Annotated in this window: 19 protein-coding genes and 1 pseudogene; 1 reads left to right on the forward strand and 19 read right to left on the reverse strand. The window is 67.1% G+C overall.

The genetic code is table 11. From position 1 onward, the window contains the following. Positions 1-212: 212 nt before the first annotated feature. The 4 genes from rfaD to RVX_RS15380 all read right to left on the reverse strand — a co-directional run bounded on the left by rfaD (position 213) and on the right by RVX_RS15380 (position 5,551). Positions 213-1,196 (reverse strand): ADP-glyceromanno-heptose 6-epimerase, encoded by a 984-nt coding sequence (rfaD, locus tag RVX_RS15365; protein WP_116308045.1) that lies wholly within the window; start codon positions 1,194-1,196, stop codon positions 213-215. A 250-nt stretch (positions 1,197-1,446) separates the two neighbouring features. Then, positions 1,447-2,406 carry a YkgJ family cysteine cluster protein gene (locus tag RVX_RS15370; RefSeq protein WP_116308046.1) on the reverse strand — a complete coding sequence of 320 codons (960 nt, stop codon included), beginning with the start codon at positions 2,404-2,406 and terminating at the stop codon, positions 1,447-1,449. A gap of 190 nt (positions 2,407-2,596) precedes the next feature. Continuing rightward, positions 2,597-4,501 carry a protein kinase domain-containing protein gene (locus RVX_RS15375; protein WP_116308047.1) on the reverse strand — a complete coding sequence of 635 codons (1,905 nt, stop codon included), beginning with the start codon at positions 4,499-4,501 and terminating at the stop codon, positions 2,597-2,599. Between the two features lie 246 nt (positions 4,502-4,747). After that, complete coding sequence (locus RVX_RS15380) at positions 4,748-5,551, reverse strand: metallophosphoesterase family protein (protein ID WP_371682117.1); 804 nt, start codon at positions 5,549-5,551, stop codon at positions 4,748-4,750. Between RVX_RS15380 and RVX_RS15385 the strand changes: the two are divergent. Further along, positions 5,532-5,651: pseudogene (locus RVX_RS15385) on the forward strand (IS481 family transposase); the annotation flags it as partial. The gene RVX_RS15380 and the pseudogene RVX_RS15385 overlap by 20 nt on opposite strands. Positions 5,652-5,789: 138 nt before the next feature. Here the strand turns inward: RVX_RS15385 and RVX_RS15390 are convergent. The 15 genes from RVX_RS15390 to RVX_RS15460 form a co-directional block, all read right to left on the reverse strand. Continuing rightward, the gene (locus RVX_RS15390; protein ID WP_147307544.1) at positions 5,790-6,377 is read right to left on the reverse strand and encodes a hypothetical protein; all 588 of its coding nucleotides are present in this window, start codon (positions 6,375-6,377) and stop codon (positions 5,790-5,792) included. Positions 6,378-6,742: 365 nt separating this feature from the next. Beyond that, complete coding sequence (locus RVX_RS15395) at positions 6,743-7,342, reverse strand: tetratricopeptide repeat protein (RefSeq protein ID WP_230404825.1); 600 nt, start codon at positions 7,340-7,342, stop codon at positions 6,743-6,745. A 419-nt stretch (positions 7,343-7,761) separates the two neighbouring features. Then, positions 7,762-8,910, reverse strand: coding sequence for an NADP-dependent isocitrate dehydrogenase (gene icd, locus RVX_RS15400; protein ID WP_116308050.1), 1,149 nt, complete (start codon positions 8,908-8,910; stop codon positions 7,762-7,764). Between the two features lie 385 nt (positions 8,911-9,295). Then, a complete protein-coding gene (gene trpA / locus RVX_RS15405; protein WP_043609070.1) occupies positions 9,296-10,075 on the reverse strand; it encodes a tryptophan synthase subunit alpha in 780 nt (259 codons plus the stop codon). A gap of 29 nt (positions 10,076-10,104) precedes the next feature. Next, on the reverse strand, positions 10,105-11,289 hold the full coding sequence (gene trpB / locus RVX_RS15410) for a tryptophan synthase subunit beta (RefSeq protein ID WP_116308051.1): 1,185 nt from the start codon (positions 11,287-11,289) through the stop codon (positions 10,105-10,107). A gap of 147 nt (positions 11,290-11,436) precedes the next feature. Then, entirely contained in the window at positions 11,437-12,129 is a 693-nt protein-coding gene (locus RVX_RS15415) for a phosphoribosylanthranilate isomerase (RefSeq protein ID WP_116308052.1), read from the reverse strand. After that, the gene (locus RVX_RS15420; protein ID WP_116308053.1) at positions 12,126-12,953 is read right to left on the reverse strand and encodes an indole-3-glycerol-phosphate synthase; all 828 of its coding nucleotides are present in this window, start codon (positions 12,951-12,953) and stop codon (positions 12,126-12,128) included. The genes RVX_RS15415 and RVX_RS15420 overlap by 4 nt, the downstream gene beginning before the upstream one ends. Continuing rightward, on the reverse strand, positions 12,946-13,962 hold the full coding sequence (gene trpD, locus RVX_RS15425) for an anthranilate phosphoribosyltransferase (protein WP_116308054.1): 1,017 nt from the start codon (positions 13,960-13,962) through the stop codon (positions 12,946-12,948). Before trpD ends, RVX_RS15420 begins: the two co-directional genes overlap by 8 nt. A 243-nt stretch (positions 13,963-14,205) precedes the next feature. Then, positions 14,206-14,799, reverse strand: a complete 594-nt coding sequence (locus RVX_RS15430) for an anthranilate synthase component II (RefSeq protein ID WP_116308055.1) — start codon at positions 14,797-14,799, stop codon at positions 14,206-14,208. Beyond that, positions 14,780-16,354, reverse strand: a complete 1,575-nt coding sequence (locus RVX_RS15435; protein ID WP_116308056.1) for an anthranilate synthase component I family protein — start codon at positions 16,352-16,354, stop codon at positions 14,780-14,782. The genes RVX_RS15430 and RVX_RS15435 overlap by 20 nt, the downstream gene beginning before the upstream one ends. Before the next feature lie 119 nt (positions 16,355-16,473). Then, positions 16,474-17,265 (reverse strand): prephenate dehydrogenase, encoded by a 792-nt coding sequence (locus tag RVX_RS15440; protein WP_116308057.1) that lies wholly within the window; start codon positions 17,263-17,265, stop codon positions 16,474-16,476. Then, on the reverse strand, positions 17,262-18,614 hold the full coding sequence (locus tag RVX_RS15445; protein ID WP_116308058.1) for a 3-phosphoshikimate 1-carboxyvinyltransferase: 1,353 nt from the start codon (positions 18,612-18,614) through the stop codon (positions 17,262-17,264). The genes RVX_RS15440 and RVX_RS15445 overlap by 4 nt, the downstream gene beginning before the upstream one ends. 453 nt (positions 18,615-19,067) lie before the next feature. Next, positions 19,068-20,288 carry a prephenate dehydratase gene (pheA, locus tag RVX_RS15450; protein WP_172596671.1) on the reverse strand — a complete coding sequence of 407 codons (1,221 nt, stop codon included), beginning with the start codon at positions 20,286-20,288 and terminating at the stop codon, positions 19,068-19,070. A gap of 34 nt (positions 20,289-20,322) precedes the next feature. Beyond that, positions 20,323-21,294, reverse strand: coding sequence for a 3-dehydroquinate synthase II family protein (locus tag RVX_RS15455; RefSeq protein ID WP_116308060.1), 972 nt, complete (start codon positions 21,292-21,294; stop codon positions 20,323-20,325). Positions 21,295-21,618: 324 nt separating this feature from the next. Beyond that, positions 21,619-22,416 carry a 2-amino-3,7-dideoxy-D-threo-hept-6-ulosonate synthase gene (locus tag RVX_RS15460; RefSeq protein WP_116308061.1) on the reverse strand — a complete coding sequence of 266 codons (798 nt, stop codon included), beginning with the start codon at positions 22,414-22,416 and terminating at the stop codon, positions 21,619-21,621. Between the last annotated feature and the right edge of the window lie 100 nt (positions 22,417-22,516).

Below are 22,516 nucleotides of genomic sequence, written 5' to 3' on the forward strand. Positions count from 1 at the left end.
ACCGGATGCGGACCAGACGCGAACGGGACGCATGCCCGGACGGATGGCCACGGGCCGCGCTGACGCCCCCCTTCCACACGTTGCCCCAACGCTTTGGCAGTACGAAAAACAACGGGGCGGGCCGCGCATTTCGCGCGGTCCGCCCCGCAGGCATTTTCGATTTCGGCCCGCCGCCCCCGCATGGGGGCAGTGGACGAAAGGCAGCCCGGCTTCTACCCTTCCGACCCCAGATACGGATCGTCCGTGGCCAGGTAGCCGCGAATGTAGTCGTCCACGCCGTCTTCCAGCGACCGGAAGGGTACGTCGCACCCGGCCCGGCGCAGCTTGTCCATGCTGGCCTGGGTGTAGTTCTGGTACTTGCCCGCGAGGTGCGCGGGCATGTCCATGTATTCGATGACCGGCTCGCGGTCCATGGCGGCGAACACGGCGCGGGCAAGGTCGTTCCAGGTGCGCGAGGTGCCGGTGCCCACGTTGAACACGCCGCCCACCTCGCGGTGTTCCAGCAGCCACCACATCACGTCCACGCAGTCCTTCACGTACACGAAGTCGCGCATCTGGCCGCCGTCGGCGTAGTCCGGGTGGTTGGAGCGGAACAGGGTGATGCGGCCCGCGTTGTTCACGTTGTGGAACGACTTGCAGATGACGCTGCGCATGTCGTCCTTGTGGTATTCGTTGGGGCCGTACACGTTGAAGAACTTCAGGCTGGCGATGGAATCCAGCACGCCCTCGCGCCGGGCCCACAGGTCGAACAGCTGCTTGGAGTAGCCGTACATGTTCAGGGGCTTCAGGCGCGGCATCAGCGCATCGTCGTCGGAAAAGCCCAGCGAGCCGTCGCCGTAGGTGGCGGCGCTGCTGGCGTTGACGAAGCGCGCCCCGGTCTGCATGGCCAGTTCGCACAGCATGCGGCTGTAGCGGAAGTTGTTCTCCATCAGGAAATCGGCGTCGCGCTCGGTGGTGGAGGAACACGCCCCCATGTGCACGATGGCGTCCACTTCCCACGGCAGGTCACCGTGCAGCACCATGTCCATGAACCCTTCGCGGTGGATGTAGTCCGCGTAGCGCAGGTTCACGAGGTTCTTCCACTTTTCCGTGCTGGCAAGGTTGTCGACGATGATGATGTCGTCGATGCCCATGCTGTTCAGCTTCCAGACCATGGCGCTGCCGATGAACCCCGCGCCGCCGGTGACGATGTACATTTCAGGCTCCTTTCGAAGGCTTCCCGGCGGGTGCGCCGGGCGTGCGGCATGATGCCGCGATGCGGGCCGCAGGGCAAGGGGGCGGCGGGTGGATGGCCGCCGTGCCCGGCCTGTCCGATGGTTCCGGCGGCCCCGCCGGTCCCGCCGGTCCGGTTGGTCCCGTTGGCCCCATTGGTAATGACAGGTGCTGAATGGCTATGCCCGGCAAGCGGGCGCGCACCGGGGCCGGGCCGATGCCCTCTCGCGGCAGTCAGCTGACGGAACCGGGCGGAAGCACCAGTTCCGGGCCGTCGGCGGTCATGCGCACGGCCACGCCGTACATCACCGCCGTGGCCGCCAGGGTTCGGCCCAGCAGGAAATCCAGTTCTTCCATGGCCGCTCCGGCGCGTTCGCGCACCAGCGACCGGAAGGCGAAATCGAAGCGCACGGCGTCCAGAAAGGTGGCGACGGCTTCGGCCACTTCCGCCACTTCCGCCACTTCCGCCGCATCAGGCGCATCAGGCGCATCAGGCACGTCTGGCAGACCGGGCAGGGGCACGGGATGCACCGCGCCGGGGTTGCGGGCGCGCAGATCTTCCGCCGCGCGTTGCAGGGCCGCGCCCACGGGTGCCAATACGGCGTAGCCGCAGCGTTCCTCGTGCGCGGCCAGGATGTCCGCCCACGGCACGCCGGGGTTGGCGCAACCGGCGAGTGCAGCCTGATTGGCAGAATCTGCAGGATCGGCGGAATCGGAGTGTCCGACAGCGGCACTGGCGCGTTCCGCCGCGCCTTCCGCCCAGGCGGCCAGCACGTCAAGCCGCGACACCCGACCCACCCCGTGCAAGGCGGTGATGGCCCGGGTATCGCGGCACAACAGGGCGCGGCATTCGGCGGGGCGGTGGGCGTAGACGGAGCACCGGTTGTCGGCCTGGTTCAGGAACAGGCAGGTCCAGTCGCCGCCGCGCGCGGATTGCCGTAAAATTTGGCGCGGGCGCAGCTTCACAAGTTCCCGTTCCAGCGGGCGCAACTGGCCGTCCAGGTCGCGGGCCAGTTCGCCCGCGCGCAGGGTAAGGCAGTGTTCGGGCGCGAGATGCCCGGCCCGGAACAGGGCAAGGTCTTCCGCGTGCAAGGCCGGGCCGCCCTTGCGGCAGCAGATGCCGCAGCCCCGGCAGTCGGTGTCGGCGGCAGCGTCCTGCGGGGCGAGGGCGGGCATGTCGTGTTCGTTGTGCATCCGGATTCCATTAGGGATAAAAAGGCGTTGTGCGCGGGCCGGTTGTGTGCAGGCCGAACGAGCGCAGCGTTCGCAAGGCTGAGGTCGCATGTGCGGGCCGAAAACCGGGGGACAAACGAGACGGGGACAGCTTGCGCGGCATCGGGTTGGCGACGCCGAGGCCGCAGCCCGGCGCGGCCCGTGCCCGAACCTACGCCGGGACGTCGCCGCGCACGCTCCGAACCGCCCGCACATGAAAACGGCAGGTGTCGTCCTGCCAGCCCACGAAGCCCATGGACGCGCTGACGAACCACCCCGCCGTGAACGACTTGCGGTCCGCCGTCCACAACGGGTCGGGGGACTGGTCCAGCACGGGGGGCACGCAATGGCCGTCCCCTTCCGGCGGCGGGGCCAGCAGGGTGCACAGCTCGTCCACCGTGGGCAGCCGCCAGTCGTCGAACCCGGCGAAGCGCGCCGCGTTCAGGTCGGCCACATGTTCGCGGGCCTCGGCCAAGGTCAGCCCCCATTCGCTGCCGCCGCGCTGCCACAGCAGCCCCGTGGCCGGTTGGTACGCCACCAGCGCGGCAAGATCAATCGGGCTGGCAGGGGGATTGGCGGGGGCAGTGCCGGGGACGGCGGCAACGGAAGCCTCCGCAGCCGCAGCTCCCCTCTCGGGCAGCCCCGGCAGCACCCCGCACGCGGGGCCGCCGTTGCGGGCTGCGCCCGATGCACGCGATGACGGCGAGGACATGCCGGCGGGCCGCCACAATTCGTCCAGCCCGAACAGGGCGCGGGCATGCCGGGGCATGACCTTCACCGGGGTGGAACGAACCTGTCCGGGCAAGGCACCATTCGATGCCGCGCGGCCAACTGAACCCGAAAGGCCGCCACCATCGCCCGCCGCGCTACCAACGCCATCGGACATGACAGCCTTCGGATTCCCCGCACCGCCCGGCATGCCAGCATCATCAGCCAAGCCACCATCACCCGGTGCGCCATCCTCTTCCGGCAGCAGGCACACCGCGTCCACTCGCTGACGCCATGCCGCCACCAGCGCATCCAGCTCCGCCGCCATGGTGCGTGCATCCGCAAACCGCTCACCGGGGTCGCGGGCCATGGCCCGCGCGAAAAAGTCGTCCCAGGCCGTGTCCAGGTCGGCGTGGCGCTTGCTGGCGCGGGGGATGCGCCCGCCAAAGGCCTCGTCCGTGGGCAGCACGCCGGTCAGCATGCGGAACAGCATCACCCCCACGGCGAACAGGTCGGCCCGGCCGTCCGCCGCGTCCGGGTCGCGCTCCTGCTCCGGCGCGGCGTAGTACGGCGAACCCACCTTGACCCCGCGCGGCAGCGGCTGCGCTTCGCCGCCCAGGCGCGACAATACGCTCGTTTCGCCGCGCAAGCGCGACAGTGCGCCCGTTTCGCCCCCCTGCCGCGCCAGCGCGCCCGTTTCGCCGCGCAAGCGCGAGAGGCCGAAGTCGATGAGCTTCACGTCGTCTTCGGCGGTGACCATGATGTTGAAGGGCTTCACGTCGCGGTGGATCACCCCTGCGTGGTGCATGCGGGCCAGCGCGTCCAGCGTCTGCGCGGCGTAGCGCCAGGCGCGCGGGAGCGGCAGGCGGCGGGTGGGGGCCTCTACCCGGTAGCTTTCGCCGATCAGCAGCCCCAGGTTCAGGCAGTAGTATTCCATGACGAAGAACGGCAGATCGCCGAAGCGGGCCACGCGGGCCTCGCGATCGCGCTCCGGGTCGCAGTCTTCCGGGGCGGCGGTGTCCGTGTCTCGCGCATCCCCGGCGGCCTCCACAGCCCCCTCTCCCCCGCCCCACGCATCGGGCGGCGGGCAGAAATCATCGCCGGAGGGCAGGCGCAACGTGCCCGCCGGGGCCACGTCCACATCCCACACCGCTGCCACGTGGGGGTGATCCAGCGCTGCCATTACCTGCGCCTCGTGCAGGAAGCGGCGGCGCAGATCGTCCATATCGGAAAGGTCGGCCAGCGTGTCGGCGGGGCGCAGCAGCTTCAGCGCGGCGATGCGCCCGGTAACCGGCTGGTGTACCTTGTACACCGCGCCCATGCCGCCCCGGCCCAGCAGCCCGCACACCTCGTAACGGCCTATGCGCATGGAAAAAATCCTCGGGACGTGATGCGGATGGCGGCGCGCGGGCGGCGGGTCGTGGCAAAGGGTTGCGGGGGGAATGGCATGGAACGGAAGACGTGCGGCCCGGGGGCTTCGTCAAAATTAGGATTTTCGTTCGTTGGCAAGGAAAACGAGTCTGTCATGAGGGAGTATACTCTTATCGTATTCGACCGACATGGCAGACGAAGTTTGACGTAGCCAACGGGCGAAAGGACAATTTTGACGCAATCGCTACAACAACCGCAACACATACCGCTCATTCACCCCCGCCTCGCGAAAGCGCCGGGCGGCGTCCTGCACGTCGTACCGCACGAAACGCACCGTCAGGCGGCGCTGGGCGGGTTCCCACAACAGGTACTTGGCGCGGTTGTCGCCGTCGCGCGGCTGGCCCACGCTGCCCGCGCTGATCAGGTAGCGGCCGCCCGCAGGCAGCACCCGCGCGCCCTCCGTCAGCGGTTCGCGGGCCACCACGCCGTCGGCGTCGCGCCGGACCAGTTCAAGGTCGTGGGTGTGCCCCACGAAGCAGATGGGCTCCGGAAACAGGTCGAACACCGACGCCAGCCGCTTGCCGTGAAATTCGTACAGGTAGGTGAAGGGCGAATCGGGCGGCATGCCATGCACGAAGCGGCAGCCTTCGCGCACCAGCACGCGGGGCATGGCGCGGGCCAGCTCCACCTCGTCGTCGTCCAGCCAGTCCATGGTCATGCGCACGGCCTCGCGCGACTGGCTGTTGAACTCGCGCAGCCAGCGGGCGTCGGCCACGGCCATCTCGTGGTTGCCCGCCACCGAAGGGATGTGCCGACTGGCCACAAGGCGCAGCACCGGGCCGGGGTCTGGCCCGTAGCCCACGTTGTCGCCCAGGGACACGGCGCAAGATGCCCCTTGCGCGTCCATGTCGGCCAGCACCGCCTTGAACGCGCCGAGGTTGCCGTGGATGTCGGAAATGACCGCCAGCTTCATGGCTATGGGGATAGCAGGCGCGGGGATGGTTGGGAAGGGTTGGGCCAGATGGGCAAGCAAGGCTTGCCGCATCATGGGGCATTCGCGCCAGCAGCCCCCCGAAATTCTGTGTAATTCTTTGACATTCTGGACAGAAGGGTTTGCGGTCCACTTTCCGGGACCACGGGAACCACGTTAGAACCGGGCTGATGGCGCGACGGCGGATAGGATTCTGGCCTAGCACCACGAATGCATGACGCAAGGTCTGACGCCTAGCTCACCAACTGACGCATAAGGCCAGTACGCCAAGTGTTTCTTGCAGCCAAAACTGTAATTAATCCGTAAAGCTGTTGAATCCTGCTTTCTTACGCCATTCGATAATTCCAGTTCTATAGCACATGTCTTCTAAATTCTTTCTAAGGTTAAAAAAATGAAGTTTGCGCCCATCAGAAAAATAAAAGAACTGACCCTTACTTCCCGGTCCTATTCTATAATTTATTATATCTTTCAGACTGCATCTATTAACTATTTTTGAATTCCACTTTTTCCAGTAAACACTCTGCTCATCATAACATATCCAAGACATGTTAATACATAAAATTCTTCTGATTGATATATTTATAGCAAGAATGAGTACAAACATAACAATGATCAAAGCCTCATGCCCACGAATGGAAAATCCACTACAAAAAAAAGACGCCATACACGTTACACCCGCAGATGAAACAATCATATTCGTATAATATTGCACTCTTCCATCAATATAGGATCTTCCTATACATTTCGCAGAAGGAGGAAGATTTCTTTTCCATTTTTCATTTGATTCTTTACCATATTTCCATGAAAAAAAATCAATCAAAAACGTCACTAGCAACAATACAATGAATAACCTTACATCAAAAATAGGCGCTATCGGTGCCATTCTCCACCCCGACTGCGAACACGCATATCAAAAGCAAATTACAATGTGTAACTTCAAAATTAGAATACTAACGATAGAAACAATATAAACCAACCCAGAGCGCATGACACGTACATCTACAAATTGCACCAGCGCCCCCACACGCCTTTCAAAACCAAGGACACTCTATCCATCCAAAACTATTGGTCTATCCCCAAATGCGGTGAGCAGTCCACAATATCCATGAGGCGCTATACCAGACGTTACAATTAAAAAACACTAACTGGAGGATTAGAATTCATCACGGCAACCACCATTGCCCACACTCCCCCTATCCATTGAATATTGCACCGTTGCCATTCACCGTCAAAATACGTGGCCCAGCATTACGGCAAATACACCTTGGGCGTCAGCGGCATCATGGTGTCGGAAAAGGCGTCGCGCTCGTAGGACGCCGAGCGGCCCGGCGACAGGGGACGCCAACCATAGCGCGCATCGGCCTGCGCCTCGCGGGCGTTGGCCAGGGCGGCTTCTTCGGCGTAGCCGCGCGCGGCGTCCGGACCAAGGGCCAGTTCACCGACCTGCAACTGCTGCACGCGCGGCCGGATGACCCGCACGATTTCGTAGCGGTTGCTGGTCCACTGCGACCACGCGCTGCGGGCGGCGGATTCGTCGCGGGCGGCAATGGCGGCTATGCCCGCCCAGAACCGGGCGTATTCCGCCGCGCGGGACGTATCCTGCAGCGGGCGCAACACGTCCTGGGCGGCCTGATAGTCACCGGCCTTGTACAGCGCATAACCGCGCCGCACGCCGGACTGCCAGTCTCCGGGGTTTTCGCGCTGGGCGGCGGCGTAGGTTTCCGCCGCCTGCCTATACTGGCCGTCGGACAGTTGGGACGAAGCGCGCATGCTGGTGGTGGCGCACCCGGTAACGGCAAACGCCGCCAACACGGCGGCGAGGGTGAATGTGCGAAGGTTGGTGTTCATGGTGTTCTCCTGCCCTGCCGGGGTGCATGACAGCCTCGGAAGGGGCAGCACAATCATAAGCATGGCCCGGCGACGCGCAAGATGTGCACGCAACCTATCCCACCATTATCACAGGCAATGCATCAGCCGTGCCATATGCACGACCGAAGGCAGGCGAGCGCCCGGCCTGCCCCTGCCGTGCCCGCCCACCGGGCAGAACGCAGAACGCCCCCGAAAGCGGAGAGCTTCCGGGGGCGTCATCACTAATTCCATGTTACCCGTTGCGCACATAGCATTGTTCTAAATCAGGATTCTTGTTCGTTGACGAGGTTTGACCTCATTGCGCACGGTGTCCGTAGGGCTCGCAAGCTCGCCCAACGGCCACGCTTCGCGCCCTTCGGGTCGGACGCCAACGGGCAAAAGCACCGCTCAGAGCATGCTTACAGCGCCTTGGTCACCATCTCGCCAAAGGCCACGGTGCCCACGGTGGTGGCCCCGGCCATCTGCGAGGCCAGGTCCACGGTGACGGTGCGGTTGCCGATGGTGGTGTTGATGGCGTTGTAGATGCGGGTGGCCGCATCGTTCCAGCCCATGTGTTCCAGCATCAGCGCGCCGCACAGAATGAGGCTGCCGGGGTTGGCCTTGTCCTGCCCGGCAATGGTGGGCGCGGTGCCGTGGGTGGCCTCGAAGAAGGCCAGCGAGTCGGACATGTTCACGCCCGGCGCAAGGCCAAGCCCGCCCACCTGCGCGGCCAGCGCGTCGGACAGGTAGTCGCCGTTCAGGTTGGACGTGGCGATGACGCTGTACTGGTCGGGGCGGATCAGCACTTCCTGGAACATGGCGTCGGCAATGCGGTCCTTCACCACCACCTTGCCCGCCGCGCCCCCGGCGTCTGCCTCCAGCACGGAAACATCGGCGAACTCGTCGCGCGCCACTTCATAGCCCCATTCGCGAAAGCCGCCTTCCGTGAACTTCATGATGTTGCCCTTGTGCACCAGCGTAAGGCTGGACCGCTTCTGGGCCACGGCAAAGTTCATGGCGCGGCGCACCAGCCGCTTGGAGCCGCGCGCGGTCATGGGCTTGATGCCCACGGCGCTTTCCGGGTCCACGTTGGCGCCCAGTTCGTTGCGCAGAAAGTCTATGAGCCGCTTGGCTTCCGGCGTGCCCGCCTTGTATTCGATGCCCGCGTACACGTCTTCGGTGTTTTCGCGAAACACCACCATGTCCACCAGGTCCGGCCGCTTCACGGGCGACATGATGCCCTCGAAGTAGCGGATGGGCCGGATGCAGGCGTACAGGTCCAGCGTCTGGCGCAGGGTGACGTTAAGGCTGCGGAAGCCCTTGCCCACCGGGGTGCCCAGGGGGCCCTTGATGGCCAGTTCCGCGCCGCGCAGGGCCTGCATGGTGGCCTCGGGCAGGTATTCGCCGGTGGCGGCGTAGGCCTTTTCACCGGCCAGCAGTTCCTTCCATTCGATGGAGCGCGCGTCGCCGTAGGTTTTCGCCACCGCCGCATCAATGACGGGACGGGCGGCCTTCCATACGTCGGGGCCGATGCCGTCGCCTTCAATCCAGTAGACCGTCTTCCGCATGGAGGCGCTCCTTTGCGCAGACCCCGCCGGGGCGGGGCCGTACTGTCGTGCTGATGTCGTGCTGCCGAAAAGCGGCCGGACGGCGCGCCGCCCGGCCTTGTATCACGTGCTTCCGGTGGGATCCGGTGTACCCTTGGGGGTCAGTTCCGGTAGCCGGTTTGGCGGATTTTGTCAAAACGGTCGGGATGCCCGCGACGGCAGACGCCACGGCTGGCCGATGTGCCCCCGCCCTGCCCCAGCTTCGCGCCCCCCCCACCCCGCTTGTAAAAACGAGACCGTCCCCCGCGCAGGGCGGGACGGTCCCGAAGCTTTGTGAATGCTGCCGCGCCACATCCGCGCGGCGGGCAGGGCGCTGCCCCGCCCTATCCTGTCCTATCTTGTCCCGTTACTTCCACGCAGCCAGGAACGATTCCGCGCTGTTGCCCGCGTCGATGTGGCGCAGCAGGGCAGAGCCGAACACCACGGCGTCGGGCCGGTCGGGGAAGCCTTCCAGCTGCTTCGGCTCCTTGATGCCGAAGCCCAGCGCCAGCGGCAGACGGAAGGCCTTGCGGGCGCGGGCCAGCGTCTGCGGCACTTCCGGCGGCAGGCCTTCGCGCACGCCGGTGATGCCCAGCACCGACACCACGTACACGTAGCCGGAGGCCACGGCGGCGTATTCGGCCATGCGTTCCTCGCTGGTGTTGGGGCCGACGAGGGCGATGAGGTCTATGCCCCGCGCGGCCAGCAGCGCGCGCATCTCGGCGTCTTCCTCCAGCGGCAGGTCGGGCACGATGAAGCCCGCCACCCCCGCCGCCGCCGCGTCGGCCGCCAAGTTTTCCAGCCCGTACTGCAGGAACGGGTTGTAGTAGCCCATCAGCACCAGCTCGGCGTTGTAGCGGTCCTTGCGGGCCTTCAGCCCGTCCAGGATCCAGCGCAGGGTCACGCCGTTTTCCAGCGCCCGCAGGGACGCCGCCTCCACCACCGGGCCGTCGGCCACCGGGTCGGAGAAGGGCACGCCGATCTCGATGACGTCCGCGCCGCCGCGATCAAGGCCGTCCATTTCTTCCCAGAAGCGGTCCAGGGTGGGAAAGCCCGCCGTCAGAAAGGGCACCAGCGCGGGCCGCCCCGCCGCGTTGGCGGCGGCCACGCGGGCTTCCAGCCGCGACACCGGGGCCTCGGGCAGCATGTCGTTCATGTCGGTATGAATGGCCGCGCTCATGCCAGCTCTCCTTCGCGGAACAACACTTCCCGCACGATTTCCATGTCCTTGTCGCCACGGCCCGAAAGGTTGACCACCACGTGTCCCCCGGCAGGCAGCTTGTCCCGGTTGTTCAGCACCCACGCCAGCGCGTGCGACGATTCCAGCGCGGGGATGATGCCCTCGCGCCGGGTCAGGGCCTGGAAGGCCTCCAGCGCCTGGCTGTCGGTGGCCATGCCGTAGGTCACCCGGCCAATGGCCCCCAGGTGCGCGTGCTCCGGCCCCACGCCGGGGTAGTCCAGCCCGGCGGACACGGAGTGCGACGGCTCTATCTGGCCGTCCGCGTCCTGCAGCAGCATGGTGTGCTGGCCGTGCAGCACGCCGGGGCGGCCCAGGTTGATGGGCGCGGAGTTGTAGCAGCCCGGCTCGCCGGTGCCTGCCGCCTCCACCCCCACGATGCGCACCGAGGCGTCATCCACGAACGGGTGGAACATGCCGATGGCGTTGGAGCCGCCGCCCACGCAAGCCACCACCATGTCGGGCAGCCGGCCCACGCGCTCCAGCATCTGGGCGCGGGTTTCGCGCCCGATGACGCATTGCAGGTCGCGCACCAGCGTGGGGAAGGGGTGCGGCCCCGCCGCCGTGCCGAAGCAGTAGTGGGTGGAATCCTGCTGGGCTATCCAGTAGCGCAGGGCCTCGTTGATGGCGTCCTTCAGGGTCTTGGTGCCGCTCTGCACGGGCACCACTTTCGCGCCCAGCAGCTTCATGCGCATGACGTTGGGGGCCTGGCGCACCACGTCCGTCGCGCCCATGTACACCACGCATTCCAGCCCCAGCCGGGCGGCGGCCGCCGCCGTGGCCACGCCGTGCTGGCCCGCGCCCGTTTCCGCCACCAGCGCGGTCTTGCCCATGTATTTCGCCAGCAGCGCCTGACCCAGGGTGTTGTTGACCTTGTGCGCGCCGGTGTGCAGCAGGTCTTCGCGCTTCAGCCACAGGTTAACGCCCAGTTCCGCCGACAGCGTGGGGCAGGCCGTGAGCGGGGTTTCGCGCCCCGCGAAGTTGCGCAAAAGGTCGTCCAGTTCCGCTTGGAATTTTTCCGAGGGCAGGATGTCGCGCATGGCGGCTTCCAGTTCCCGCAGCGGCGGCATGAGCATCTCGGGCACGAACTGCCCGCCGAACTCGCCGAAATAGCCTTTTTTCATGATGGTATCCTTTATCTTTTTGGAAGAGGGTGCGCCGGGGAGGGGACCTTTTGAAAAAGGTCCCCCTCCCCGGACCCCTCCCCCCAAAACTTTTTCATTGGCCAGCCCGTTATGGGGGCAGCATCATTCACTGTGCCGTATTCCTTCTCACCCTCGCAGCGCCGCAAGGGCGGCGGCCACGCGGGTTGCATCCTTCTGGCCGGGGGCGCTTTCCACCCCCGAATTGAGATCGACGCCGATCAGCATGGCGGGGTCATGGCCGCCGCAGGCGGCAACGGCGCTGGCCACGTTGTCCGGGGTCAGTCCGCCCGCCAGCAGCCACGGCGCGCCGGGGGCCAGGCCGCGCAGCGCGGCCCAGTCCATGGTGGCTCCGTGCCCGCCACCGCTGGTGCCCGCATCCAGCAGAAAGCAGCGCACATGCGGGGCAAGCACGGACAGCTCTGCTTGCAGCGCGGTGCGGCCAGTCCCCGTGATCAGGCCTGCGGAATCCACATGACGCTGCGGCCACGCCACGCGGATGACCCGTTCCCGCCCCACCCGGTCGCAGAAGGCGGCGTCCTGCCCGCCGTGCAACTGAGCAAAGTCCAGCCGGGCCGCGTCCATGATGGCCAGCACCTCGTCGGCGGACTGCTTCACGAACACCCCCACCCGCGCCATGCCGTGGCTGTGCAGCCCGGCGGCCACGGCGGGCGTTACCCCGCGCGGGCTGGACGGATGGAAGATGAACCCGCACAGGTCCACCCCGGCCTGCGCGCAGGCGTCCGCGTCCTGCTGCCGGGTCAGGCCGCAGACCTTCACCAGCAGGCGGGAGGAGGTGTCGAACACGGCGGCTGGTTTCATCGGGCACCTTCGGTTTCGTTGCATCCCAAAAGACGCATCAGCGACTCTTTAAGGTTTCCTCCGTCCATCAGGGCGGTGCCCACCAATACCGCGTCATACCCGGCATGGGCGGCTTCCGCCAAGTGGCGGTTCTCGCTGATGCCGCTGGCCGCTATCCACACCTCGCCGGGGGCGCGCAGCGGCCCCAGGCGCAGGCAGGCGGTGCGGTCCACGGCCAGGGTTTCCAAGTCGCGGTTGTTCACCTGGATGATCCGCGCACCGGATTCACGGGCCAAGGCCAGATCCGCCTCGTCGAAGATCTCCACCACGGCGTGCATGCCGTGCGCCTCGGCCTGCTCGCGCAGGTCGCGCAGGGTGCGCGCATCGGGCGTCAGCCGCACGATGAGCAGCAGCGCCGCCGCCGGGGTGGCCGCCGTGGCCGCCACCTGCAACGGGTCCATGATGAAGTCCTTGCGCAGCAGGGGCACGGACGGATCGACTTCCGCCATGCGGCCAAGGTAGGCTAGGTCGCCGCCGAAGTACTGCTCTTCTGTCAGCACCGAGATGGCCGTGGCCCCGGCGGTGGCGTAGGCCGTGGCCGCGTCCTCGGGCGATACGCCCGTCTCGATGACCCCGCGCGAGGGCGAGGCGCGCTTGTACTCGGCGATGACCGCCACCGGGGCATCCGGATAGCCGCTGCGGTCCCGCAACGCCCGCAGGAAGTCGGGGCGCGAGGTGCCGCCATCTGTCCCGGACGCCAGCGGCGCGGGCATCCCGCCTGCGGCGGCCAGCTTGCGCAGCCGGTCCAGTTCCGGCTGCTTGGCGATGCGGAAACGATCAAGCATGCAACACCTTCCTCCCTGCCCCGGCGGCCAGAGCCAGCCGCGCGGCGGCCATGGCGTCGGGCAGGGCCAGGCCCGGTTCCAGCAGGTGTAGGGCCATGCCCACGTTCAGCACCAGCATGTCGCGCATGGGGGCCGGGCCGCCGCCGGACAGCAGTTCGCGCAGCACGCGCACGGCGGTGTCGCGGTCGGGCACGGCCAACGCCTCGGGGGTGCACGGCGCGATGCCGTAGTCCGCCGGGTCCACGCTGATTTCCGTCAGCGTGCCGTGGCCCTCGCCGTCGCCCTCCAGCAGCAGGATGTGCGCGGGACCCATGGGCGTCAGTTCGTCGTAGCCGCCCGCGCCATGCACCACCGCCGCCCGGCGCACGCCGGTCAGCAGCAGGGTCTGGGCCATCAGGGGCAGCAGTTCGGCGCGGGCCACGCCCAGCAGCATGTGGGTGGGCCGGGCCGGGTTGAGCAGCGGCCCCAGCAGGTTGAACAGGGTGCGCACGCCCAGTTCGCGCCGGATGGGCATGACGTTGCGGAACGCCGGGTGGAAGCGCGGCGCGAACAGGAAGGCGAAGTTGCGCTGCGCCACCAGCCTGCGCACGTCCTCCGGGTCCAACTCCAGCGGCAGGCCCAGGCCCTCCACCGCGTCCGCAGCCCCGCACGAGGACGACACCGCGCGGTTGCCGTGCTTGACCACCCGGTGGCCCATGCCCGCCAGGGTCAGCGCCGTGGCCGTGGAGCAGTTGAACGACGAGCGGCCGTCGCCGCCGGTGCCCACGATGTCGATGGTGGGACCGTCGATGCCGGTCACCCGCACGGCGCGGGCCAGCGCGGCGCGCACCGCCTCGGTGAGTTCCTGCGGGGTCTCGCCCTTCATGCGCAGGCCCATCAGGAACGAACCCGCCTGCGCGCAGGTCATTTCGCCATCCATCAGGCGCGAGAACCCGGCCTCAGCCAGCTCCGGGGCAAGGTCCATGCCCGTGGCCAGTGTTTCCAGTATGGTGGACGTTGCGGTCTGCATTTGCTGTCTCCTTAAGGAGTTCTTTGTCGGATGGTCCTTCCGGGGAGGGGACCCTTTTGGAAAAGGGTCTCCCTCCCCGAACCCCTCCCCCCAAAAACTTCCCATCGGGCTTCGAGCCCTGATGCATCGTTTCTGTTCAGGCCCTGCCCCCATGAAAAGTTTTGGGGGGATGGGGTGGGGGTCCGGGGGCGGGGAAGGGAGACCTTTTTCAAAAGGTCCCCTTCCCCGCCCCCGATTCATCTTTCACGCAACACCCTTGGCCTTCCCCGCCACCTGGGCGGGAAAGTTGGCGAGCAGGCGCACGCCGTCGGGGGTCAGCACGGATTCGGGGTGGAACTGCACGCCCACCCAGGGCCGGTCGGTGTAGCGCAGGGCCATCACCTCGCCTTCGGGGGCGCGGGCGGTGACGGCCAGCAGGTCGGGGCGTTCCTCGGCGTGCACGATGAGCGAATGGTAGCGGCCCACCTGCATGGGGCTGGGCACGCCGTGGAACAGGCCCTGCCCGTCGTGGGTGATGTCCGAGGTCTTGCCGTGCATGATGCGCGGGCCCACATCCACGGTGGCCCCGGCGAACACCCCCAGCACCTGGTGGCCCAGGCATACGCCCAGCACGGGTACGGTGTGCGGCAGGCGCGACAGGAAATCGAGGCAGAACCCCGCGTTGCGCGGGTGGCTGGGGCCGGGCGAGATGCACACCATTTCCAGCGCGGGGTCTTCGGCCATGGCGGGCACGGCGGGGTCGTCGTTGCGGACCACCACCGGCGTGAGCCCAAGGCCGTAGAACGCCTGCACCAGATTGAAGGTGAACGAGTCGTAGTTATCGATTAACAGGAACATATTCCCCTCCGGTGACGGCGGCGCGGATGACGGCGGCCTTGTTGTTGCACTCCTTCCATTCCATCTCGGGCACGGAATCGAACACGATGCCCGCGCCCGCCTGCCAGTGCACCTGGCCGTCGCGCACCCACATGGAGCGGATGGTGATGCCGGTGTCCAGGTTCACCGAGTCGCGGTCCAGCCCCAACCAGCCGATGGCCCCGGCATAGGGGCCGCGCGCAAGGCCTTCCGCCTCGGAAATGATCTCCATGGCCCGCACCTTGGGCGCGCCGCTAACGGTGCCCGCCGGGAAGGTGGCGGCCAGCACGTCCAGCGCATCGCGGCCCGGCTCGATCTGGGCGGTAACGCGCGAGGTCAGGTGCATGACGTGCGAGAACTTTTCCACGTCCATGAACCGTTCCACCTGCACGGTGCCCGGCGCGGCGATGCGGCCCAGGTCGTTGCGGCCAAGGTCCACCAGCATGACGTGCTCGGCGCGTTCCTTGGGGTCTTCCAGCAGTTCCTGGGCCAGGGCGGCGTCGTGGGCGTCGTCCGTGCCGCGCGGGCGGGTGCCCGCGATGGGGCTGACCTGCAGCTTGTCCGCCCGGCAGCGCACCATGACCTCCGGCGACGACCCCAACAGCGAGACGCCGGGCAGCCGCATGAAGAACATGTACGGCGACGGGTTGATGCGGCGCAGGCGGCGGTACAGGGTGAACGGGTCGCCGCTGAACGAGGCCTGGAAACGGGTGGACAGCACCACCTGGATGGCCTCGCCCTGGCGGATCATGTCTTTCACCCGGGCCACGGCGCGGGTGTACACGGCCTCTTCCGGCACGTTGATGACGGGGCCAACTTCCGGCGGCTCGGGCGTGCGGTCCACCTGGCTGCGGTCCACCCTGGCCCCCGGCAGGTCAGTGAGCGAAAGCTGGCACAGCCGGTTGTACAGGTGGTCGAACAGCACCACGGTGCCGGGCAGGGCCAGGCAGGCCTCTGCCGAAGACGGCGGCAGCACCTTGGCCAGCTTGGGCTCGAACAGGCCGGACACGCCGTAGCCGAAATAGCCGTACAGGGCGCGGGTGATGGGGGGCTGGTCGGCGAAGGCCCCGTCCGGCTCGATGCGCAGGGCGCCCATCACCGCGCGGGTGCCCTCGATGAAGCCCATGCCGTCGAACCTGCGCAGCGGGGCAAGGCGCGGATCGCGCACGGCCACTTCCAGCTTGCCGTCGCGGCAGCCGAGGCGCAGCAGGAAGTTGAAGGCGATGACGCTGAACCGGCCCCAGCGGCCGTCCACTTCGGCGCTTTCCAGCAGGATGCCCTGCCCGGACCCCACCATGCCCAGGAACACGCTGATGGGGGTGTCCACGTCGGCCTCCAGCCAGCGGCCGGTCTGGCGCAACACGATCTCGCCGCCTTCGGGCAGCGGGGGGATGTCGTCACCGGAACCGGTGGGGGCGCAGCCGTTGCCGTTCGCGGTGGCCTGCGGGGCCTGGGTGACATCGGGGGTCTTCGCCGCTTCGAGGGCTTCCGCCCCGTCAGACACTTCGGCCTGTGCGGGCATTTCGGGCATTTCCATCTGGTCCTCCTTCAAGTGCGGTGTGCCGTGAGTGGTGCATCGAAAACAAAAAGCCGCGCTCCCGGGGAGGGAGCGCGGCCTACGATTGCCTTGTCCGTTACTCTACTACTTACGTGCAGCTATGACGGACGCACTCCTCCCCTTTCGGTGTGCGAACGCCACCACCACTGGGCGCGGTCGACCAGCACGTCCACATCGCCAGCGGCGGCGAAGTTGAGGAACGACAGGTAGCTGCGGACAGCGGTCTGGCTGTGGGGATTGGCTTCGAACATGCCTTCGAAGAGGGATGCGTCCTCGGTGAGCATCTTGCGCGCCGCGTCGAGGCGGCGGCGGAACGAGGGGGTGATGAAGGGGGTCAGCTCGTCGCGGTGGGCCAGCGTGGCAAGGTAGGCGACGCTGGTGATGAAGTTGAGGCCCTGGATGCAGGCGGCGGCCTCGTCATGCTCGTCCGCCGTGGTGCGGAAGGGCACGCAGCCCATGTCGGCGAACACGCGTTCGATGAGCGCCACGTCCGCCTCGTGCGCCCCCTGGCCGGGGGTCACGGCCACGCGCAGGTTCTCGGCGGGGTCGCCCGCCGGGGGAACCGGGCCGAACAGCGGGTGGGTGCCCACCACGGGGCCCGCGTAGTGGCGCTCCATGACCTGCATGGGGCGCACCTTGACGGAGGTGATGTCCGCCAGCACCTGCATGCCGTTCAGCAGCGGGGCCACCTGGCGCAGCACCTCGTCCATGACTTCCACGGGCACGCACAACAGCACGGCGGCGGCACCGTCCACGGCATGACGCAAGGCATCCTGCGTCAGCGGACGGTCCACGCCCCCCACCGCGTATCCCGCGGCGGAGAGCCTGTCGGCGAACAGGCGGCCCATGCGGCCCCCCGCGCCGACCAGCGCGATTTTCACTGCGTTCATGCGCGTACCTTTTCCCACTCGTTCCAGAAATGCGGAAACGACTTTGCCACGCAGGCCGGGTCGTCCAAAGCCACCTGTACCCCGGCGAACCCCAGAAGCGCAAGACTCATGGCCATGCGATGGTCACCGTATGACAAAAATGGCATCACTTTTTCGTCAATTGCCGGCGCCGGGCCGCCGCTGCGCAGCGAACCATGCACGACAAGGCCATCGTCCAGTTCCTCCACCCGCACCCCGGCCTTGCGCAGTTCCGCCGCCGGGGCGGACAGCCGGTCGCATTCCTTGATGCGCAGGTGCGCCACGTTGCGGATGGTGGTCACGCCCTGGGCAAAGGCCGCCGTGGCCGCCACCGTGGGCACCAGGTCCGGGCAGTGGCCCATGTCCACTTCCACCCCGGTCAGGCTGGACGGGGCCACCACCACGCCGTTGTCGGCCCGCTCGAAGCGCGCGCCCATGCGGCCCAGGATGTCCAGCATGGCCCTGTCACCCTGCAACGAATCCACCCGCAAGCCCGCCACGCGCACCGGGCGCGGACCCACGGCCCCCGCCGCCAGGAAGTACGAGGCGTTGGACCAGTCGCCCTCCACCCGGTAGTTGCCCGCTCGGTACACCCCCGGCGACACCACGAAGCGCACCAGTCCGGGCCGCACTTCGCGCAACATTCTCCAGTCGTCGGCCTGCCACGTGCCGCGCGGGGTCTCGCGCGTTTCCACGCGAAAGCCGATGCCGAAGTCTTCCAGCGCCTGCAGGGTCAGGGCCACGTACGGCCACGACACCACCTTGTCGCCGGAAACCTCGATGGTCAGCCCGCTGGTAAGCGGCGCGGCCAGCAGCAGCCCCGACAGGTACTGGCTGGATTCGCCAAGGCCGATGGCGGTGGAACCGCCGGACATGCCGTCGGAATCGACGAGCAGGGGCGGACAGGCCTCGCGGCCCTCATAGGTCACGCGCACCCCGCGCCCGCGCAGCACGTCCACCAGTTCGCCAATGGGCCGTTCGTGCATGCGCGGCGCGCCGTGGATGCGGAACTGGCCCTTGCCCGCCGCCAGCACCGCCGTCAGCAGGCGGCAGGTGGTGCCCGATTCGTGCACGTCGCACGATACCGGCGCGTCGAACCCGCCCGCAGGCGTGCCCGCCACGCCGGACACCGCGAACCTGCCGTCGCCCTGGCGCTCGATCCGCGCGCCCGCCGCCCGCAGGATGTCCGCCGTGCGCTCGATGTCGCGGCTTTCCAGCACGTGCTCCACCACCGAATCACCCGCGGCCAGCGCCGCTCCGATCAGCATGCGGTGCGACACCGACTTGGACGGCGGCGCCGCCACGATCACGGTTTCACGCTTGGTTTCCATCATGAATCCTTTTGGCAATCCGTATGGGAAGAAGAGCCACCGGGGGAAGGGACCCTTTGCGCCAGCCGTTAGGTGAGCGCCAAGCGCGAACCTTACGGATGGCGACCGCAGAGCGGGAAAGGGTCTCCTTCCCCCGGACCCCCATCCCCCCAAACTTTTTATTTGGGGGTAGGAGACACAACCCGGATGCACCCTGTCGGATGATCCGGCTCGAACTCATTTACGCAAAGAGCGCCGGTCACCGTCGCCGACGGCATGCGCGGTGCGGATTTTTGTTCTCTGGCAAGGAAGGCGAGCCTTTCAAGAGGGGAGCGTACTCTTCGGTACGTGACCCGAAGGAAAGGCGACGCCTGACGCTCTGCTCTCGATGGCCGTAAGACTCGCAAGCTCGTCTAACGGCCACGCTTCGCGCCCTTTGGGTCGGTCTGCCAGAGGGCAAAAGGCCGCGCCGCGTCAATCACCGCTCATATCCAACTGCGGCCCGGCGGGATAGCTCCCGAGGATGCGCAACGTATGGCATAGCCTGCGCAGTTCATGCACCACCCGGCCATAGTCCTCGTTGCCAAGGTCGCATTCCACGTCCACGAAGAACACGTACTTCCACTTTTCGCCGCGCAGGGGCCGCGATTCCAGCTTCTTCATGTTGATGCTTTCGCGGGCCAGCAGGTTCAGAACCTCTGCCAGCGCGCCGGGCCTGTCCGGCACCGAGAACAGCATGGAGGTCTTGTCCGTGCCGGGCTGCCCCGCCGGAGCAGGACCGATGACCACGAAGCGCGTCCAGTTGTCCGGCTGGTCCTCTATGCCGCGCGCCAGGATGTTCAGCCCCAGCAGTGCGGCCAGGCTGCGGTGCCCGATGGCCGCCGCGCCCTTCTCGCCCACCACCCGGCGCGCGGCCGAGGCGGTGGAATCCGCCGGGATGATCCGCGCCCCCGGCAGGGCCTGGCGCAGCCAGCCGCCGCACTGGGCCAGCGGCTGCGGATGCGAGTACACCGTGGTCACGTCGGCCAGGCTGGTTTCCGTGGTCAACAGGCAATGGCTGATGCGGCAGAACAGCTCGGACTGGATGAATACCTCGTGCGTCAGGAACAGGTCCAGGCTCTGGCCCACGGTGCCGTGCAGCGAATTTTCCAGCGGCACCACGCCAAGCTCGCACTGCCGGTCGTGCACGGCGCGGAACACCCCGTCCAGATCCTTGTGCGGCATGTATTCCACGGCCTTGCCCAGGAATTCCACGCCCGCGAAGTACGAAAAGGTGCCCTCGGGGCCGAGGTAGGCCACCTTCTGCGGCCGCTGCAGGCTGCGCGAGGACGAAAGAATCTCGCGCCAGATGGAGCGCAGGTGCTCGTTGGGCAGCGGCCCGCCGTTGGCGGCCATGAGATTTTCCAGCACCTCGCGCTCGCGAAAGGGCTTGAACACGATGCCCGCGTCGTCGGCCTTGATGCGCCCCACCTCCAGGCTGAGCGAGGCGCGACGGTTCAGCAGGTGCAGCAGGTCAGAATCCAGCCCGTCGATTTCGTGGCGGATCTGGCCGAGCCGTCCGGCCAGCGCCGCTTCCGGGTCGGCAGATGGCGAGGACGGGGTTGCGCCGCCGTCCGTAGCCTTGAGAGCCTTGGCGGTGCTGGCGGCCATGGCATCCCCTCGCCAGTGGGGGTCCTTGTCGTCGGTGAGGCTCATGGCCGCGTCCTCCGGCGTTGCATCGTGGTGCGCATCAGCATTCCTTGATGTCCTCCTTGATGCGCATGCCGAAGTGGCGGCCCGCGCAATCGGTGCGGCACAGGATCTGGTCGCCTTCCTTCAGGCTCACCACGCTCACCGGGGTGCCGTCCGGGCGGGTCAGGCGGATGGTTTCCGCGTTCTGCAGAAACACCGCGCCCTCCACGTCGCCAACCCTGGCGCGCACCAGCAGCATGGGCCGCGCCTCCACCTTCAGCCTGCCCACGGTGGCCACGGTGGTGGAACCGTCGGCACTGACGATGAGCACCTCGTCGCCCGCGCGCAGTTCTTCAAGGTAGGTGGTCCTGTCGCCAGGCATCTGGGCGTAGGCGTGCACGGCCCCGGCATTGACGCGGAACGGCCGCGCGGCCACGTACTCGTTGTGCTCCGTCTCGGCATGCACCAGAAAGGTGAACGCGCTGGAATTGCCCACCAGCATGCCCTGTCCCCGGCGCAGCATGGACATGGTGTCCACGCACACCCGGTGGCCAAGGCCCACGTTCTCCACCGCCGTGACCACGGCGGGGGCAAGGTCCATGCAGCCCTGCGACAGCTTGAGGTCGGCCACGATGGACTTCAGCTCGCCAGCGCCTTCAGGCAGCACCACCACGGTGGCCACGCCCCGCTCAAGGATGCCCGCCGCAAGGCGCGCTTCACCAAGGTCGGCCACTTCCACGGCCACGTCGTCGGACTGGGCCAAAAGATTCTCCACCGGAATGATCTCCCACCCGCGCGCCAGCACCACGGTTTCGCCCCGCGCCAAGCGGGCGGCGGCGTCCTCTTCGTCGGCCTTGGCCGCAAGGGCGATGGTCACAACGTCCTCGTCGGCCAATACCCGGCACCGGGCCAGGGCGGCCACCGAATCCACCTGCGCGCGCGGCACGATGATGCCGTCCACGCCCGATTCCAGCGCCAGGGTCACCAGGCCCTTGTCGAAAGGCACGCTCTTGAAAAGAATGGTCCGCATCCGACCCCTCACATTTTTGTCATGGCGGCGAACCGCTCTATAAATCCGCCCAGTGCGCGGCCCATTCGGGCCAACTCTCTTCGGGAGGAACAAGGACATTCAGCCGTTCACTGCCGGGCGTCATGCGCTTCCGACTCTCCCGGATTCGGCGCAGTTCCGTTCTCTGGCAAGGAGGTGGCACCGCTCGAACCCGACCACTTCCCGCGCGCGTATCGGTGCGCCGGCCAGGAGGACAAGGATTCCGGGAGGGAGCGTACTCTTTGGTACGTGACCGACCGGAAACCGCCGTCCGACACCGCCCGCGCGCCGATACGCCGCGGGAAGCTACTCGCCGACGAGGGAGATCGCCTGCTCCACATCCCAATCCTCATGCACCAGGCCGCGCAGGGCCTTGACGAGGGCGGGAGTGCGTTCGTGCTGAAAGATGTTGCGGCCCACGGAAAGACCGGCCGCGCCCGCGCGGACCGCGTCGTGCACCATCTGCAGGAACGAGCGGGTGGAATCCAGCTTGGGGCCGCCCGCGATGACCACGGGCACGCAACAAGAGGCCACCACGTGGGCAAAGCTGTCCATGTCGCCGGTGTAGGCAACCTTGACCACGTCGGCGCCCAGTTCCACGCCCACGCGGGCGGCGTGGGCCACCACCTCGGGGTCGTACTCGTTCTTGATGCGGGGGCCGCGGGCGTACATCATGGCCAGGAGGGGCATGCCCCAGTCGTTGGCCACGGTGGCCACGCGGCCAAGGTCGGCCAGCATGTCGCGTTCGGTCTCGTCGCCCAGGTTCACGTGCACGGACACGCCGTCCGCGCCGTGCTTCAGGGCGTCTTCCACGGTGGCGACCAGGGTTTTGGCGTTGGGGCGGGGGGAAAGGGAGGTGGATGCGGAAAGGTGCACGATGAGGCCCACGTCGCGGCCGCCCTCGCGGTGGCCGCAGCGCACCAGGCCCTTGTGCATGAGCACGGCGTCCGCGCCCCCTTCGGCCACCTGGTTCACGGTTTCGCGCATGTCCACAAGCCCGTAGATGGGTCCCACGCTCACCCCGTGGTCCAGCGGCACGATGACGGCACGCCCGGTTTTTCGGTTGAAAATGCGCTCCATCCTGATTCTTTTGCCGATTTGCATCGTATCGTCCCCTGTTATTTCGGAAAGGTTGCGGCGCAACTGGCCGTGATCGTTCGTCCTTACCTTGCGCCCAGGCCGTCTGGCGCGGACGCCGGGGGGT

This window comes from Nitratidesulfovibrio sp. HK-II (assembly GCF_003402415.2).
Classification (GTDB): Bacteria; Desulfobacterota; Desulfovibrionia; order Desulfovibrionales; family Desulfovibrionaceae; genus Cupidesulfovibrio.